The following is a 14,529-nucleotide window of genomic DNA, read 5'->3' on the forward strand; positions in this document are numbered from 1 at the left end:
ATGCCCCCTGGGGGGAGGCGCGTAGCGCTTCGGGGGGGCCTTTACCTTTACTTCACCAGCGTCCAGTTGCCGTCCTTCACGGTGATCAGCTCGCGGCCGCGGTCGTCAAAGCCGCTGTGGTCGGTGGCGCTCATGTTGTAGACGCCCTGGGTGCCGACCAGCTCGCGGGTCTGTTCCAGCGCGTCGCGCAGGGCGCTGCGGAATTCCTTGGTGCCCGGCTTGCCGGCTTTCTCGGCCAGCGGAATGGCCTTTTCCAGCAGCAGGCCGGCGTCGTAGACGTTGGCGCCGAACGTGGCGGGCTTGGAACCGTTGAGCTTTTCGTAGGCGGCGATGTAGTCGCTGGCGACCTTCTTGGACGGGTTGCTGTCGGGCATTTCCGGCAGCACCAGCATCAGGCTGGCGGCCAGCACCGTGCCTTCGACCTTCTTGCCGCCCAGCTTCAGGAAGTCGGGCAGCGCGGCGCCGTGGGTCTGGTAGAACTTGCCCTTGTAGCCCTGGTCGAACAGCGTCGTCTGCGGCAGCACGCTGGCGGCGCCGGGGGCGGCGATCAGCACGGCGTCGGGCTTGGCCGCCAGGATCTTCAGCGCCTGGCCGGTCACCGAGCTGTCAAAGCGCAGATAGCGCTCGTTGGCGGCGATCTTGATGCCCTTTTCGGCGGCCAGGCCCGAGAAGACCTTGTACCAGTTCTCGCCATAGGGATCGTTCAGGCCGATGAAGCCGACGGTCTTGATGCCGGTCTTGGCCATGTGGTCGACCAGCGCGCGGGCGATGATGTCGTCGTTCTGCGTGGTCTTGAACACCCACTTCTTCTGCTCGTTCATGGGCAGCACCACGGCGGCGGTGCCCACCGGCGCCAGCATCGGCACGCCCGCTTCGGCGGCGAACTGGATCACGCCCATCGCGTTGGGCGAGCCTGACGGCCCGATCAGCGCGTCCACGTTCTGTTCCGTGATCAGCTTCTTGAAGGCCGTGACCGAGTTGGTGGAATCGCTGGCGTCGTCCAGCGCGATGTATTCCACCGTCAGGTCGCCGATCTTCTTGGGCAGCAGTGGCACGGTGTTCTTCTGCGGAATGCCCACCAGCGCGGTGGGGCCCGTGGACGAGGAGACGACGCCGACCTTGACCTGGGCCAGGGCGGGCAGGGAACACAGCGCGGCCAGGACGGCGGCGGCCAGGGGGAGTTTCTTCGACAGCATGGCAAAACCTCCGGATGGAGAGCGTAAGGGGAGTGCGGCTGGAAAACGGAGAAAACAGGAACTGCTGGAAATATTTGCGGCTTGAACTTTCTGAGAGGCAAGGCTCAGCACTGTAGACCCGGTCCCCGTGCTTACCTATCCGTCAAAACCCGAAGCGGGCGTGAAACCGCCCATTCAGATGGTGATGGAACTGACGCTGGCGCCGCCGCAGACGAACAAGGTCTGGCCGGTGACGAAACTGTTGGCCGGGTCGGCGAAGAACATGACGGCGCGCGCCACATCGTCCGAACGGCCCAGGCGCTTGACCGGGATGCCGTTGGCCAACTGCTTTTCGCGTTCGCTGCCGGGTTCGATCACCTCGTAGAACATGTCGGTCTGGATCGGGCCGGGCGCCACCACATTGACGGTGATGCCGTAGGGCGCCAGTTCCAGCGACCAGGTGCGGGCCATCCCGACCATGCCGGCCTTGGTGGCGGAATAGGCGGTGCGGGTGGGCAGGCCCAGCGCGCCGCGCGAGGACATCATGACGATGCGGCCGAATTTGCGTTCCTGCATGCCGGGCAGGGCCGCCTGCACCAGGCTGATGGCCGCGCCCAGGTGGATCTGCGTCAGGCCGTGCAACTCTTCCTGCGTGACCTCCGGCAGCAGCTTGGGCCAGATCACACCGGCGTTGTGGATAACGTGGCTGACCGGAAACCGGGCCACGACTTCCGCGCCGGCCTGCGCGGTGGCGTCCGCGTCCAGCAGGTCCACCTGCACGTTGTGCAGGCGCGGGTGGCTGAAATCGGCGGCGCGGCGCGCCATCGAGATCACTTCGTAGCCGGCATCGAGCATGCTGCGGCAGATTTCGGCGCCGATGCCGGCGCTGCCGCCAGTGACGATCGCGACGTTGGATTGAGTCATGCGGGTTTCCTTTGCGTGCGGATCAGGCGCGGGGCGCCAGGGCCAGTACCCGCAACGGGCTGCCCGAGCCGCTGCGGATCTTCAGCGGCGCCGAGAAGATCACGGCGCCGGTGGGCGGCAGCTGGTCCAGATTGGTCAGGCACTGCAGGCCGTAGCGGTTGTTGCCGTGCATGTAGTAGTGGCAGGGGTAGGGCGGATTCAGGTGATGCGCCTGGCCGGCGTCGGTGCCCACCGACTCGGTGCCGAAGCCGTGCACGTCGCGTTCCTTGATCAGCCAGGGCACCACGTCGGCGTCGGGGCCGGGCGAATGGGCGCCGTCTTCCTTCATGTTCAGGTATTCGGCGGGCTTGGCGCGCTTGGACCAGTCGGTGCGCATCAGCACCCATGAACGGGCGGGAATACGGCCGTGCTTTTCTTCCCAGGCCTTGACGAAGTCGATGGTCAGCAGGAAGTCGGGGTTGTCGCGGGCCTCTGCAGAGCAGTCGATGACGCAGGCGCCGGCAATGAAAGCGTCCACGGGGATCGTGTCCACCGTGTTGTCCGGCTGGTCCTTGCCCGTGACCCAGTGCACTGGCGCGTCGAAGTGGGTGCCTGTGTGCTCGGAACACGAAAAGTTGTTCCAGTACCAGGCCGGGCCGCGTTCGTCGTAGCGCGAGATCTCTTCGATGCGGAACGGCCAGGCCTGGCCGAATTCCGGCGGCAGCACGATGGTGGGGAACTCCGGGGTCAGCGTCTCGGTCAGGTCCACCAGGCGGATGCGGCCCGAAACCAGTTCGGTCATGAATTGGGCAAGAATGGGTTGGCTCATCTGTTGCTCCTTTGGTTTTCGTGTCGTCGGATCGGGCGGCGCGTCAGGCGCCCAGCTCTCGTTCCAGTCCCTTGGGGTTTTCCGCCAGCCGCGCGCGGAACTCCTGCGCGACATCGCCGACGTACACGTCTTCGACGCCGTCCTGCAGCGCGCGCACGATGGCGCTCGCGATGGCCTTGGGCGCCACGCGCGGGGGCGGCGTGCGCTGCTCCCATTCGTGGTCGATCGGACCCGGAAACACATTCACCACCCGCACGCCCGCCGGCCGCATTTCGGCGCGCAGGCACTGCGCCAGCGACAGCGCGGCCGCCTTGGAGGCCGACCACATGCCGCGCGAGGGCAGGTTCACGTGGGCGTAGATCGACAGCACATTGACCCAGGCCGCCGCGTTGTTGACGCCGTCGGCCGCTCGGCCGCACAGCGCCGGACCGAAGCACTGCGCCAGCCGCATCAGGCCCAGCACGTTCACGTCCATGGCATCGCGGGCGGTGTTCACGTCGCGCCGGTTCAGCAGGCCGCCTTCGCGTTCCAGGTCGGCCGTGTTGACCAGGATCTCGACCTTGCCGCCGATGGACGCCGCGGCGCGTTCGACGGAATCGGAATCGGTGACGTCCAGCGCCAGCGTCTGCACGCGGGGATCGGCCGCCAGTGCGTTGAAGCCGGCGTCCTGGCGCCAGGCCTGCGGATCGCCCAGGAACACGGCGGGGCTGCCGGCATCCAGCAGCGCGCGCGCCACCGCCTGGCCGACCGCTGACTTGCCGTCGGTGACCAGCGCGCGACGGAACTTGGGATCGCACGAGGTTTCGCGCAGGGTCTTGTCGTCTTCCATGTTCGGCGTATTCCTTTCGGGCAGGGCGATCATCACGGCCTGGCCGGCGCGGTCCAGCTTCAGCGCCAGCCGCACGCGGGCGCCGTCGGCGCAGTCCTGGTGGATGTGGGCCACGACGGAGGGGCCGGCGTCCATGCGCACGGTGCCCACGCGCCAGGGCAGGCGTTCGCGGAAGTAAAGGTCGTTGCTGTGGTGCAGGGTGGTGCTGACCAGCAATTCGCCATGCGGGTCCACCGGCCGCCACGGCAGGCGGTCGGACAGGCAATGGCCGCAGGCGTCGCGTGGCGGATATTGCACCGCGCCGCAGTCGGCGCAGGTCTGCAGGTCGAAGCGGCCTTCGGCGGCCGCGGCCGTCAGCCCCAGCGCGGCGCGGCTGCGGGCGCCGGGCGGCAAGGTCGGCTGGCGGGTGCGCGCCACCGGGTTCTTGCGCGGCGGCTTGGCTAGCGGCTCGGTCATGCGTCGCTCCTTGCCAGGATGGCCGCGGCGGTGCACAGCCCGCGGTCGTAATTGATCATGCCGAAGCCACTGACCAGGCCCAGGCGTGCGTCGGCCACCTGGGTGCCGCCCGCCGTGCCGGTCAGTTGGCGCAAGGCCTCGACCATGCCCAGGTAGCCGCCGGCCGCGCCCGCCTGGCCCACCGACAACTGGCCGCCGTTGGTGTTGAAGGGCAGGCTGCCGTCCACCGTGAAGGTATTGGCGCGCACGAACTCGGGCGCCGCGCCCTTGGCGCAAAAGCCCAGGTCTTCCATCTGCATCAGGTTGATGACCGGGTAGTCGTCGTAGGCCTGCAGGAAATCCATGTCGGCCGGCGCGGCGTTCGCCATGCCATAGAGTTCGTCGATGTCCACGGTCCAGCCGCCGCGGGTCTGGATCGGGTCCTCGATCCAGGCGTTGTGGCGCTCGATGGTGGACAGGATGCGGGCGTAGGGCAGGCCCAGCGCGTTTGCGCGGGCCTCGGACATGACCAGGAAACCGTCGGCGCCCGCGCAAGGCATGACGCAATCGAACAGGTGGATCGGGTCGGCGATGACACGCGCGTCCAGGTATTGGGCCAGCGTCAGCGGCTTTTTCATCAGCGCGGGCGGGTAGCGCAGGGCGTTGTCGCGCTGGGCCACGCAGACCTTGCCGAAGTCCTCGCGGGTGGCGCCGGTGGCGCGCATGTAGTGGGCCGTCAGCAGTGCGAAGCTGGCGTTGGGGCCGCCTGCGCCGTAAGGATAGACGGCGTCCTGCGCAAAGCGCGAGAACTGGCTGACCGTGTTGCGGAACGAGTCCACCTGGTTGGTGTCGCCGGCGATGCAGGCGACGATGCTGGCGTCGCCCGCCTGCACCGCGCGCGCGGCGCGGCGCAAGGCGGCCACGCCGCTGGCGCCGCCCATCGGAATGTGATCGAGCCAGCGCGGGCTCATGCCCAGATGCTGCACCAGGCCCACGGCGGTGTCCGGCGCCAGCGTGAAGCTGGACACGCACAGGCCGTCGACATCCGTCTTGGCGATGCCGGCCTGGCGGATCAGCGCGGCCAGCGCCCGGCCCAGCCAGCCATGCGCGGCCAGCGTCGAATAGCGCTCGTACGGAATGCTGACGGGCAGGGCCGCCACCACGCCGTCGTAGCGGGCGCGCGGGGCGGTCATCGGGCAGGCTCCTGACGCTTTTTCATGGCGGTGGTGTCGACGCAGCAGGGCGTGCCCGGCAACGTCGGCGCCAGCGTCTTCATTTCGCCGCGCTGGATCTTGTTGGTGGTAGTGAGCGGCAGGCTGTCGACAAAGGCGACATAGCCGGGCGCCTTGTAGTAGGCCAGCTGCTGCAGGCTCCATTGCACGATGCCGCGGGCGGCGTCGGCGCGGGCCGCGTCGCTGGCGGGCGGGGTTTCGGCGACGATGCAGGCCAGCACCTCGTCGCCGCGTACCGGGTCGGGCACGGCGGCAACCGCCACGGCCTTGACCAGCGGATGCTGCAGCAGCACGCTTTCCACTTCCACTGCCGAGATGTTCTCGCCGCTGCGGCGGATCACGTTTTTCTTGCGGTCGACAAAGCGCAGCGCGCCGTCGGCCTCGCGCCGCACGATGTCGCCGGTATGGAACCAGCCGCCTGCCCAGGCCTGGTCGGTGGCCTCCGCGTCCTTCAGGTACCCGGCGAAAAAGCCGTAGCGCGGATCGGCGCCGGCATGGCGCACCAGCAACTCGCCCGGTTCACCGGCCGCCGCCTCGCCGCCATGATCGGCCACGATGCGCACTTGCACATCGTCTTCCTCGGCGCCGAAGCAGCTTTCGCCGATATGGCGCGGTTCCTTGTTGGCGATGATGACGGCGCCCGCGCCCGTCTCCGTCATGGCCCAGGCCTCCAGCAGCGGAAAGCCGAAGCGTTCCTCGAACGGTTGCTGCAGCTTGCGGTCCACGCCCGCGCCGAAGCCGAAGCGGATGGCGGGCTGGCGGTCTTGCGCGGACGGTTCGGCCTTCATCAGGATGGCGGGCATCACGCCCAGGTAATGCAGCACGGTGGCGCCGGAGTCGCGCACGCTGTCCCACCAGGTCTTGGGATGGAAGCGATCCAGCGGAATCAGGCAGCCTCCGGTCAGCACCATGGCCATGGCGGAATAGGCCATGGCGTTCATGTGTACCAGGGGCAGCGGCGTGAGCATGCGTTCCTGCCCCGGGCGCAGCGCGGCCAGGCCGCCGATGCGGGCGTACCAGCCGCCGGCGTGCAGGAAGTAGCGGTTAGGCAGGATGCAGCCCTTGGGCCGCCCGGTCGTGCCCGACGTGTATAGCAGCGCGCATTCGGTCAGTTCATCGGGCGCGCCGGTCAGCGGCGCGGCGAACGGCGCGGCTGGCGGCGCATCGTGCGGGGCCATCACGCGCAGCGGGCGGCCGGCGCGCTCGGCCGCGGCCAGCAGCTCGGCATGGCGTTCGGGCAGCGCCACCGCCAGCGCGATCTCGGAGTGACCCGTCAGGTATTCCAGTTCGGCCGCGCGCAGGTCGGGGTTGATCGGCACCACCGACACGCCCAGGGCGTTCAGCGCGAACCAGTGCAGGAAGAAGGCGGGGCGGTTTTCCAGCAACAGGCCGGCGCGGTGGCCGTGGCCGTAGCCGGCGCGCGCATAGGCGGCGCGCAGCGTTTCGATGGCGCTGGCCGCCTGGGCGTAGCCCAGTTCGCCGGGGCCGATGGCGTAGGCCTCGGCGGTTTCGGGCAGGATGCACAGGAAGGGCCTGGCGCCGTGGCGGGCCGCGGTGTCGCGGAAAGCCTGATGGACGGTGGTGCTCACAAGCCGCTCCTACATGAACAGTTGGATGTTGCCGAAGGCGGCGTCGCAATTGACCAGGTCAACGCGTTTCAGGCGAATCCGCAGCGCGCCGTCCTGCTCCACCAGATGGTGGGTCGTCCAGCCGGCGTACAGGGTCTGCGCGTCCTGGCGGGTTTCGACATAGTGGAAGGCGGTGCGCAGTACGTGGCGGCCTTCGTCGGGCGCCGATTCCGGATGGCCGCGCTCGATCGTGGGCGCCTGCAGCAGGTGGTGGCAGCGGCTCTTGGGCTGTTGCGAAAAGGTACGCTGGCCAGCCAGCCGCTCGACCCGCACGCGCAGCAGCAGTTTGTCTTCGTACATCAGCGAGGCGTGCAGCTTGGCGTCCGTCTGACCGTGCGCCAGCGGCATCCAGTAGTAGCCGTCCTCGGTATACAGGTCCAGCCAGTCCTCGAAGCGCAGCTCGTCGAGCAGGCGCGCTTCGGCGTAGACGAAATCGATCAACTCGCGGTCGGTGAAACTCATGCCGCCTCCGTCTGCGTCATGTAGCGGCCCCAGGCGCGGTACTGGTTGCGCATCTGCCATTCGTTGGTGCCGTTGGTGGTGACGTTCCTGCGCCCGATTTCGTCGGGCGAGTACAGCCGGCCAACGTTGACCCAGTCGCGGGCCCGCGATTGCAGGCCGTCCTGCGCGCGTTCGTACATTTCCAGGTCGTCGTGGCCGACCACGGACGTGGGGGCGTTGATCAACCGGTTGTACATGAGGGTGCGTTCCAGCAGCAGGTCGGGCGCGCCCACCAGGCGGAAGGTCCAGGATTCGACCAGCGTGCGGTCGGCGGCAATCGGCTTGAACACGCGCAGTGTCTGGATCGGGCCCTTGACCATGATGTTGGGGAAATACACCGTGTTGTGGCGCACGTCGCCCAGGATCTGGCTGGCGCGTTCCTCGCCATAGGCCGACACCATGGATTCCCAGTAGCCTGGAATGCCGGAGTAGGAGGCGTGGATCGAATCCGACACGCCCGTGTGGCCGTGGCCATTTTCCCAGACGCGGATGCCCATGTTCTCGAAGAACTCGTAGGGCGAGATGAACGGCGCGAACAGTTCCACCGCCATGGGCTTGGGCGTGCCGGCCGGGGCGGCTTCCCAGACCTTGACCGCGGTGCCGGCCGACGACTCGTGCGCCACCATCGGGTGGCAGGTGTCGGTCTGGTTGTCCACCAGCATCTTCCAATTGCAGCGATGCATATAGCGCAGCACGCCGCCGGCCACTTCGAGCCGCCCCTCGGGTGAGCGGTCGACCATATTGTCCAGGGTCGACAGCGCGTCGCCGAAGAAGTCCTCGAACGACTGGCCTGCGGGGTTCAAGCGGCAGAACACGAAGCCGCGATGATTGCGCACGTCTTTCACGGCCGCCATCCCCTGGCTGGCTTCGCATTGCTCCAGACCGGTGTTCTCGTAGCCCTTTTTCAGGGGGATCGACAGCAGGCTGCCGTCGGTCTTGAAGGTCCAGGCATGGTAGGGGCAGCGGAAGAACTTGCCCGTATTGCCGCAGGCCTCGCCCGCCACCATGGTGCCCTTGTGCGGGCAGCGATTGTGCAGCACCCGCACGGTGCGGTCGCTGTGGCGCACCATCACCACCGGCTGGTTGCCGACGGTGGTGGTGATGTAGTCGCCGGGGTTAGGCACCTGGCTGTCGTGGCCGACGTAGACCCAGGTGTTGGCGTACAGCCGTTCCATTTCCAGGTCGAACAGCTCCTGGTCAATGAACAGGTCCTTGTGCACCTCGGTCTCGCGCAGCAGGGCGCGGATGGCGTCGGGGTTGTCGCGGTATTTGGCCATGCTTGTCTCCTTGCTGCGCCCGGCCCTACAGGTCCAGCACCAGGCGCGCCGACTTGGCGCGCGAGATGCAGATCTGGATGATCTTGCCGCTGGCTTTCTCGGTGTCCGACAGGTAGTAGTCGCGGTGGTCGGGCTCGCCTTCCAGCACGGTGGCCTGGCACACGCCGCATTCGCCGCGCTTGCAGTCGTACATGGGATCGCAGCCTTCTTCTTCCATGACGTCGACGATGGTCTTGTCGGCGGGAATCGTCAGTACCCGGCCGGATTGGCGCAGTTCGACCTCGAATGGCTGGTCGCCGGCCTGCGGCGCGGCGCTGGCGAACAGCTCGAAGTGGATGTGGGCATCAGGCCAGTGACGCGCGCGGGCGCCCTGGATAACCGCGTCGATCAGGCCCTTGGGGCCGCACACGTACAGGTGCTGGCGCGGGTTGGCGGCATCCAGCAGGGCCTGCAGGTCGAAGCGGCACGACGGTTCGTCGTCAGCGTGCAAAGTCAGGGCGTCGCCGGCCAGTGCCTGCAGTTCCGGCAGGAACGCCAGCTGGTCGCGGCTGCGGCCGCTGTAGTGCAGGCGGAAAGCGCGGCCGGCGGATTTCAAGGCCGCCGCCATGGACGCGACCGGCGTGATGCCGATACCGCCCGCGATCAGCACCACCGGTTCGTCGCCGGCCGGGGATTCGTGCAGCGGAAAGTCGTTCTTGGGGCCTTCCACGGTCAGCGTGTCGCCCACCGCCAGCCCGTGCATGTGGCGCGAGCCGCCCTGGCTGGCTTCTTCCAGGCGCACGCCCAGGCGGTATTCGGTGGGTTCGGCATAGCGGCCGGCTTCGGCGGCCAGCTGTACCAGCGAATAGCAGCGCGGCTCGCACAGGCCGGGCACCGACACCTTCAAGTGGGCGCCGGGGCCGAAGGCAGGCAGGACGCCGCCGTCTTCGCGCGTCAGGCGCAGCGAGCGGATCAGGGGCGATTCCTGGCGGATCTCGCGGACGATGAGTTTCAGGGTTTGCACGGCGTTCGTCTCTATCTTGTGGGTCAGGCGGCCAATTTGTGGGCCAGCGTGTCGGCCAGCTGGCGTTCCATGGGGCCGCATTTCTCGTCGGCCAGCGCGGCTTCACGCAGCGACCGCAGCGACGCCGCGGCATCGGGCCGGCCAACCAGTTGCGCGGCCGCCGCGATCAGCTGGCGGTACTTGCCGCCGCCGCGCACGTGGGTGTCGCTATAGCCCTTGACCAGGCGGCGGCAGTTGACGGTTTCCACGGCCAGGTCGTAGTCGCGCGGCGCCAGGCTGGATATCAGATCCAGCCACTGCGTCAGCGCGGCCGATTCGATCTGGTGGCGCAGCGTGCGGCGGCGGAAACGCCGCATCCCGGCCAGCAGATACAGCATCATGAAGCCGCCCAGGGTGCCGCTTTGCATGCGCCGGCCCTTGCCCAGGCGCCGTTCGACGAAGCCGCCAAAACCTTTGGACTGCTCCAGCCACCGGCCCAGGCCCGCGGGCAGCGTGCCGCAGATCTCTTCCAGCCGTGGATGCATGAATTCGGTGGTGTAGACAAGCTGGTCCGGTTTGGCGCCGACTTCGCTGCGCACCCGTTCGAAGCGCGAGCCGCGCGTCTTCAGGTCGGCCACGCGGATCACGTCGTCGTACGCCATGGCCGTGGCCAGGTAGCGCGCGGCGGCGCAGGTCAGCGCCCATTGCCTGGCCTCGCCGCCATGGCGCGCGTCCAGCTCGCGGATGTGCTGCATGCGGGCCAGGTAGTCCTGGGCATAGGCCAGGTCCTGGAATTCGATCTGGCGGCGCACGCCGGCCGCCAGCATGGGTTGGGCACAGGGCGGGAAATCGCGCGAAATGGTGTCCAGCAGCGCTTGCGTGCGCGGGCTGGCGGCGCGCGCGGGCAATGCCGGCACCGGACGCGTCAGGTCGATAGCGGCGGGTTGCGCGGGCGCCTGGTCGGCGGCTTCGAAGCCCAGCGCGAAAGCGCGCAGGCTGGCCTCGACGCCGACGCCGGCGCGGCGCACCGTGGCCTCAAAGTCGTCGCGCGAGAACGGCAGGGCGCCGCTGCCGGCTACCGCGCCGAACAGGCTGGCGCTGATGACGCTGCCGGCCCGGTCGGCCAGGTCTTGCAGATCAAAGCACAGGAACCGGCGCGCGGCGGCGCGGCCGGCCTCGAGCACCTTGTTGGGATCGGCGATGCCGTTGCCGGGCGCCGACTTTTCGCTGACCGCGTAGCTGCGGTGCGACGAGGCGATCAGCACGCTGCGGTCGGGCGTGACCAGGCCGCGCTGGATAGCGCGGCCGCCTTCCATCAGCTCGGCCGCCACGACCAGGTCGACGTCGCCCGGCGTGGGCATCAGCGCCAGCGCGGGCGGACGGCCGGCGCGGGCCACATCGGCTTCCGGCAGCAGTTCCAGGTAATAGATGGTGGCGCCGGTGCGCTGGGCCACGCCGGGCACGGAAGTGGTCTGGGCCCACCAGCCGGCGTGCTCGGCCATGTCGACGATCCAGTCGGCCAGCACGCCGCCGCCTTGGCCGCCCATGGCCAGGATGGCGATCTTGATGGGAGTGCCTTGCTGCAATGCCACCGGGTTCATGGAGCGGGTCCTTACAGGGCGAATTTGGCCAGGCGCGCGGCGCGGCGCCGTTGCAGATAACCGATCACGCCCTGGCGCAGGCGCGCCAGGAAACGGTCGCGGCCGCTGGGGTTGTGCACGATGTCGGCGCGGTAGAAAGACGGGCACAGCACCGCGGCATGGGCGACTTCGCCGCAATTGCCGCAGCCTACGCAGCTGCTCTCCACATGGGCGACGGGGTCTTCCTTGAGCGGATCGCCGCTGTCTTTGACGGTTAGCGACGGGCAACCGGACAGCCGGATACAGGCGTGGTCGCCGGTGCACACGTCGGGGTCGACGCCAAAGCGTTCCTTGACCACGCGCTTGCCTTCCTTGACCGCCTTGTTGAACAGCGGCTTGATGCGGCGCTGCTTGTTCAGCATGCATTCCGACTGGGCGATGATGACTTTGGGGCCCTTGATGTCGGTGGTCAGCGCTTCTTCGAGGGTGGCGCGGACCTTGGCCACGTCATAGGTGCGGTCCAGCGTGCGCACCCATTTCACGCCCACGCCGCGCACGGCCTGGTCGATGGGGTTGTTGGTGGACCGGTCGGGATTGTCGGCGCGAGAGGACAGGATGTCCTGCCCGCCCGTGGCCGAGGCGTAGAAATTGTCGACGATGACAATGACGCCGTCGTACTTGTTGAACACGGCGTTGCCGATGCCCGAGGCCAGGCCGTTGTGCCAGAAGCCGCCGTCGCCCATGATCGAGATCGGCCGCTTGGCCGCCGGCACGTTGAACGCGGCCGCGCTGGACGCGCCCAGGCCGTAGCCCATGGTGGTGGCGCCCAGGTTGAACGGCGGCAGGATCGAAAACAGGTGGCAGCCGATATCGCACGAGATATGGTGCTGGCCCAGCGTTTCCTGGGCCAGGGTCAGGGCCGAGAAGATAGGCCGCTCCGGACAGCCGGTACAGAAGCCGGCTGGGCGCGGCGGCACCACGGCGGCCAGGTCGGCCACTTGCTTGTGGAAGGTGATGGGCTGCTCGACCGGACGCGGCGCCGGCTTGGGCCGGGTGATTTCGGTGATCTCGAGCTGCGGGGCAGGGGCGGCGCCGCTGTCCGCGGCTACCGCCGGATGCGTCTGCAACGATTCCGGCCGTTCGCGCTTGAGGAATTCGCGCAGGCCATCGCGCATGACCTGGGTGGTGTATTCGCCCGCCATCGGCAGCACGTCCTTGCCGGACAGGCGGGTGTCCACGCCCGCCTTGCGCAGCACCGCGTGCAGGTTCTGTTCCAGGTAGTCGGGCTGGCCTTCTTCCAGCAGCAGCACCGCGCGCTTGCCGCGGCAGAAGTCGATGACCTCGTCTTCGATGACGGGATAGGCCACGTTCATCACATACAGCGGAATGCGGCTGTTGCCGAAATTGTCGGCCAGGCCCAGCAGTTGCAGTGCCCGGATCACGCCGTTGTACAGGCCGCCCTGCAGGATCAGGCCGATATCGTCCTGGTCGCCGTCGAAGTGTTCGTTGAGCTTGTGCGCTTTGATATAGCGGATGGCGGCCGGCCAGCGTTCCTTGATCTTTTCCTGTTCATGCAGGAAGGAGGCGGGCGGCAGCACGATGCGGCTGGTGTCGCGCGCCGGGTTCTCCAGCGCCTCGGCCAGCGAGAACGCGGGCCGCTTGTTTTCCTTGGCGATGAAGCGGCCATGCACGTGGCAGCCGCGGATGCGCAGCTGCAGCATCACCGGCGTCTTGCTGGCTTCGGACAGCGCGAAGCCGTCTTCCACCGCCTTGACCATGCTTTCCAGGTTGGGGCGCGGATCCAGCAGCCAGATCTGCGATTTCATGGCGAACGCGTGCGAGCGTTCCTGCATGATGGACGAGCCTTCGCCGTAGTCTTCGCCCACGATGACCAGCGCGCCGCCGGTGACGCCGCCCGAGGCCAGGTTGGCCAGCGCGTCGGACGCGACATTGGTGCCGACGGTGGATTTCCAGGTGACGGCGCCGCGTATCGGATACATGACCGACGCGGCCAGCGTGGCGGCGGCGGTGGCTTCGGACGCGCTGGCCTCGAAGTGCACGCCCAGCTCCTGCAGGATGTCGTTGGCGTCGGCCAGCACGTCCATCAGGTGCGAGATCGGCGACCCCTGGTAACCGGCCACGTAGCCCACGCCGGATTGCAGCAGTGCCTTGGTGACGGCAAGAATGCCCTCGCCGCGGAACTCTTCGCCCGCGCCGATGCGCAACTGCTGGACTTCTTTCTTGAAAGACCTTTCAGCCATCTCGAACTCCTCCACGCGGACCGGCATCCGGGTCCTCAAGCGTTGCTGCTGCGCAGCAAGGCCACGTCACGAAATTTCACGCTGAAAAATACTTTAGGAGTCAACGTTTTAGCTGTCAACAAAAAAGATGAAATTTCATGGAATAAAAAAAATATCACGCTAAAACAAGGGTGTATATACTGGTTGTCCTCAGCATTCGATGCCCGTAAAAAGCCTCTTGATGGTGCAAAAACGGGTTGCGATTCGGGGTATACCCTGTGCTGCGCAACAGCATTGCGTCACGCCGTGGCGGGCCTTCGCGCCGTCGTGGTGCAATGCGCCCTGCGGCATGACGCCGCCTATCCATATTGGTGCGTGGGAGCAAAGCAACATGCGGTCGGACAAGCAGAGCGGAACCCAGCCCACCGGTGCGCGGTTCGTCGACGACTACCTCGCCTACCTGCTGGCGCAGGCCAGCCAGCGCATCTCGGCGGAATTCCATCAACAGGTGAAGGCCGCGGGCCTGTCGGTCACCGAATGGCGGGTGCTGGCCAGTCTGGAGGGCAGCCCGGGCGAAACCATCGGCGATCTGGCGGTGCTGGCCATCACCAAGCAGCCGACCCTGAGCAAGGTGGTGCAGCGCATGGAAGCCGACGGACTGGTGGCCCGCACCGGCGTGCGCGCCGACCGCCGCCAGACGCGGGTCGGCATCACCACCAAGGGCCGCAACCTGATCGCGGCGTTGTGCGATCAGGCCAACCAGCACCAGAAGGCGGTGCTGGCGCCGTTCGGCGAGGAAAAGGCGGCGCTGCTGATCGACATGCTACGAGTGCTGATGACGGAACACGTGCCGCTCGATCTGCCGCTGGACACAGACGAATAGGACTCGTCCGGCAGGTGAACACTGTTTACTTGGCC

General features: G+C 67.5%; 12 protein-coding genes. 1 reads left to right on the forward strand and 11 read right to left on the reverse strand.

The window, feature by feature from the left end; genetic code table 11:
• Positions 1 to 47 precede the first annotated feature (47 nt).
• The 11 genes from A9974_RS23015 to A9974_RS23065 form a co-directional block, all read right to left on the reverse strand.
• Positions 48 to 1,196 carry an ABC transporter substrate-binding protein gene (locus A9974_RS23015; RefSeq protein WP_183006501.1) on the reverse strand — a complete coding sequence of 383 codons (1,149 nt, stop codon included), beginning with the start codon at positions 1,194 to 1,196 and terminating at the stop codon, positions 48 to 50.
• Between the two features lie 174 nt (positions 1,197 to 1,370).
• On the reverse strand, positions 1,371 to 2,099 hold the full coding sequence (locus A9974_RS23020; RefSeq protein ID WP_183006502.1) for an SDR family NAD(P)-dependent oxidoreductase: 729 nt from the start codon (positions 2,097 to 2,099) through the stop codon (positions 1,371 to 1,373).
• A 22-nt stretch (positions 2,100 to 2,121) separates the two neighbouring features.
• Positions 2,122 to 2,907: a cyclase family protein gene (locus A9974_RS23025; RefSeq protein ID WP_183006503.1), complete on the reverse strand. Its 786-nt coding sequence runs from the start codon at positions 2,905 to 2,907 to the stop codon at positions 2,122 to 2,124.
• 43 nt (positions 2,908 to 2,950) lie between these two features.
• Positions 2,951 to 4,192 (reverse strand): SDR family NAD(P)-dependent oxidoreductase, encoded by a 1,242-nt coding sequence (locus A9974_RS23030; RefSeq protein WP_183006504.1) that lies wholly within the window; start codon positions 4,190 to 4,192, stop codon positions 2,951 to 2,953.
• Positions 4,189 to 5,364, reverse strand: a complete 1,176-nt coding sequence (locus tag A9974_RS23035) for a thiolase family protein (protein WP_183006505.1) — start codon at positions 5,362 to 5,364, stop codon at positions 4,189 to 4,191. Before A9974_RS23035 ends, A9974_RS23030 begins: the two co-directional genes overlap by 4 nt.
• Positions 5,361 to 6,992, reverse strand: a complete 1,632-nt coding sequence (locus A9974_RS23040; protein WP_183006506.1) for an AMP-binding protein — start codon at positions 6,990 to 6,992, stop codon at positions 5,361 to 5,363. The genes A9974_RS23035 and A9974_RS23040 overlap by 4 nt, the downstream gene beginning before the upstream one ends.
• A gap of 9 nt (positions 6,993 to 7,001) precedes the next feature.
• A complete protein-coding gene (locus tag A9974_RS23045; protein WP_183006507.1) occupies positions 7,002 to 7,493 on the reverse strand; it encodes an aromatic-ring-hydroxylating dioxygenase subunit beta in 492 nt (163 codons plus the stop codon).
• A complete protein-coding gene (locus A9974_RS23050; RefSeq protein ID WP_183006508.1) occupies positions 7,490 to 8,809 on the reverse strand; it encodes an aromatic ring-hydroxylating dioxygenase subunit alpha in 1,320 nt (439 codons plus the stop codon). Before A9974_RS23050 ends, A9974_RS23045 begins: the two co-directional genes overlap by 4 nt.
• A gap of 25 nt (positions 8,810 to 8,834) precedes the next feature.
• Positions 8,835 to 9,812 (reverse strand): PDR/VanB family oxidoreductase, encoded by a 978-nt coding sequence (locus A9974_RS23055; protein WP_183006510.1) that lies wholly within the window; start codon positions 9,810 to 9,812, stop codon positions 8,835 to 8,837.
• Positions 9,813 to 9,835: 23 nt separating this feature from the next.
• Entirely contained in the window at positions 9,836 to 11,392 is a 1,557-nt protein-coding gene (locus A9974_RS23060; protein WP_183006512.1) for an indolepyruvate oxidoreductase subunit beta family protein, read from the reverse strand.
• Between the two features lie 11 nt (positions 11,393 to 11,403).
• Positions 11,404 to 13,632 (reverse strand): indolepyruvate ferredoxin oxidoreductase subunit alpha, encoded by a 2,229-nt coding sequence (locus tag A9974_RS23065; protein WP_183006514.1) that lies wholly within the window; start codon positions 13,630 to 13,632, stop codon positions 11,404 to 11,406.
• Between the two features lie 370 nt (positions 13,633 to 14,002).
• On the opposite strand from A9974_RS23065, the gene A9974_RS23070 reads away from it, so the two are divergent.
• Positions 14,003 to 14,494: a MarR family winged helix-turn-helix transcriptional regulator gene (locus A9974_RS23070; RefSeq protein WP_183006515.1), complete on the forward strand. Its 492-nt coding sequence runs from the start codon at positions 14,003 to 14,005 to the stop codon at positions 14,492 to 14,494.
• The last annotated feature ends 35 nt before the right edge of the window (positions 14,495 to 14,529 follow it).

The organism is Achromobacter sp. UMC71, assembly GCF_014170305.1.
In the GTDB taxonomy this organism is placed as follows: domain Bacteria; phylum Pseudomonadota; class Gammaproteobacteria; order Burkholderiales; family Burkholderiaceae_B; genus Achromobacter.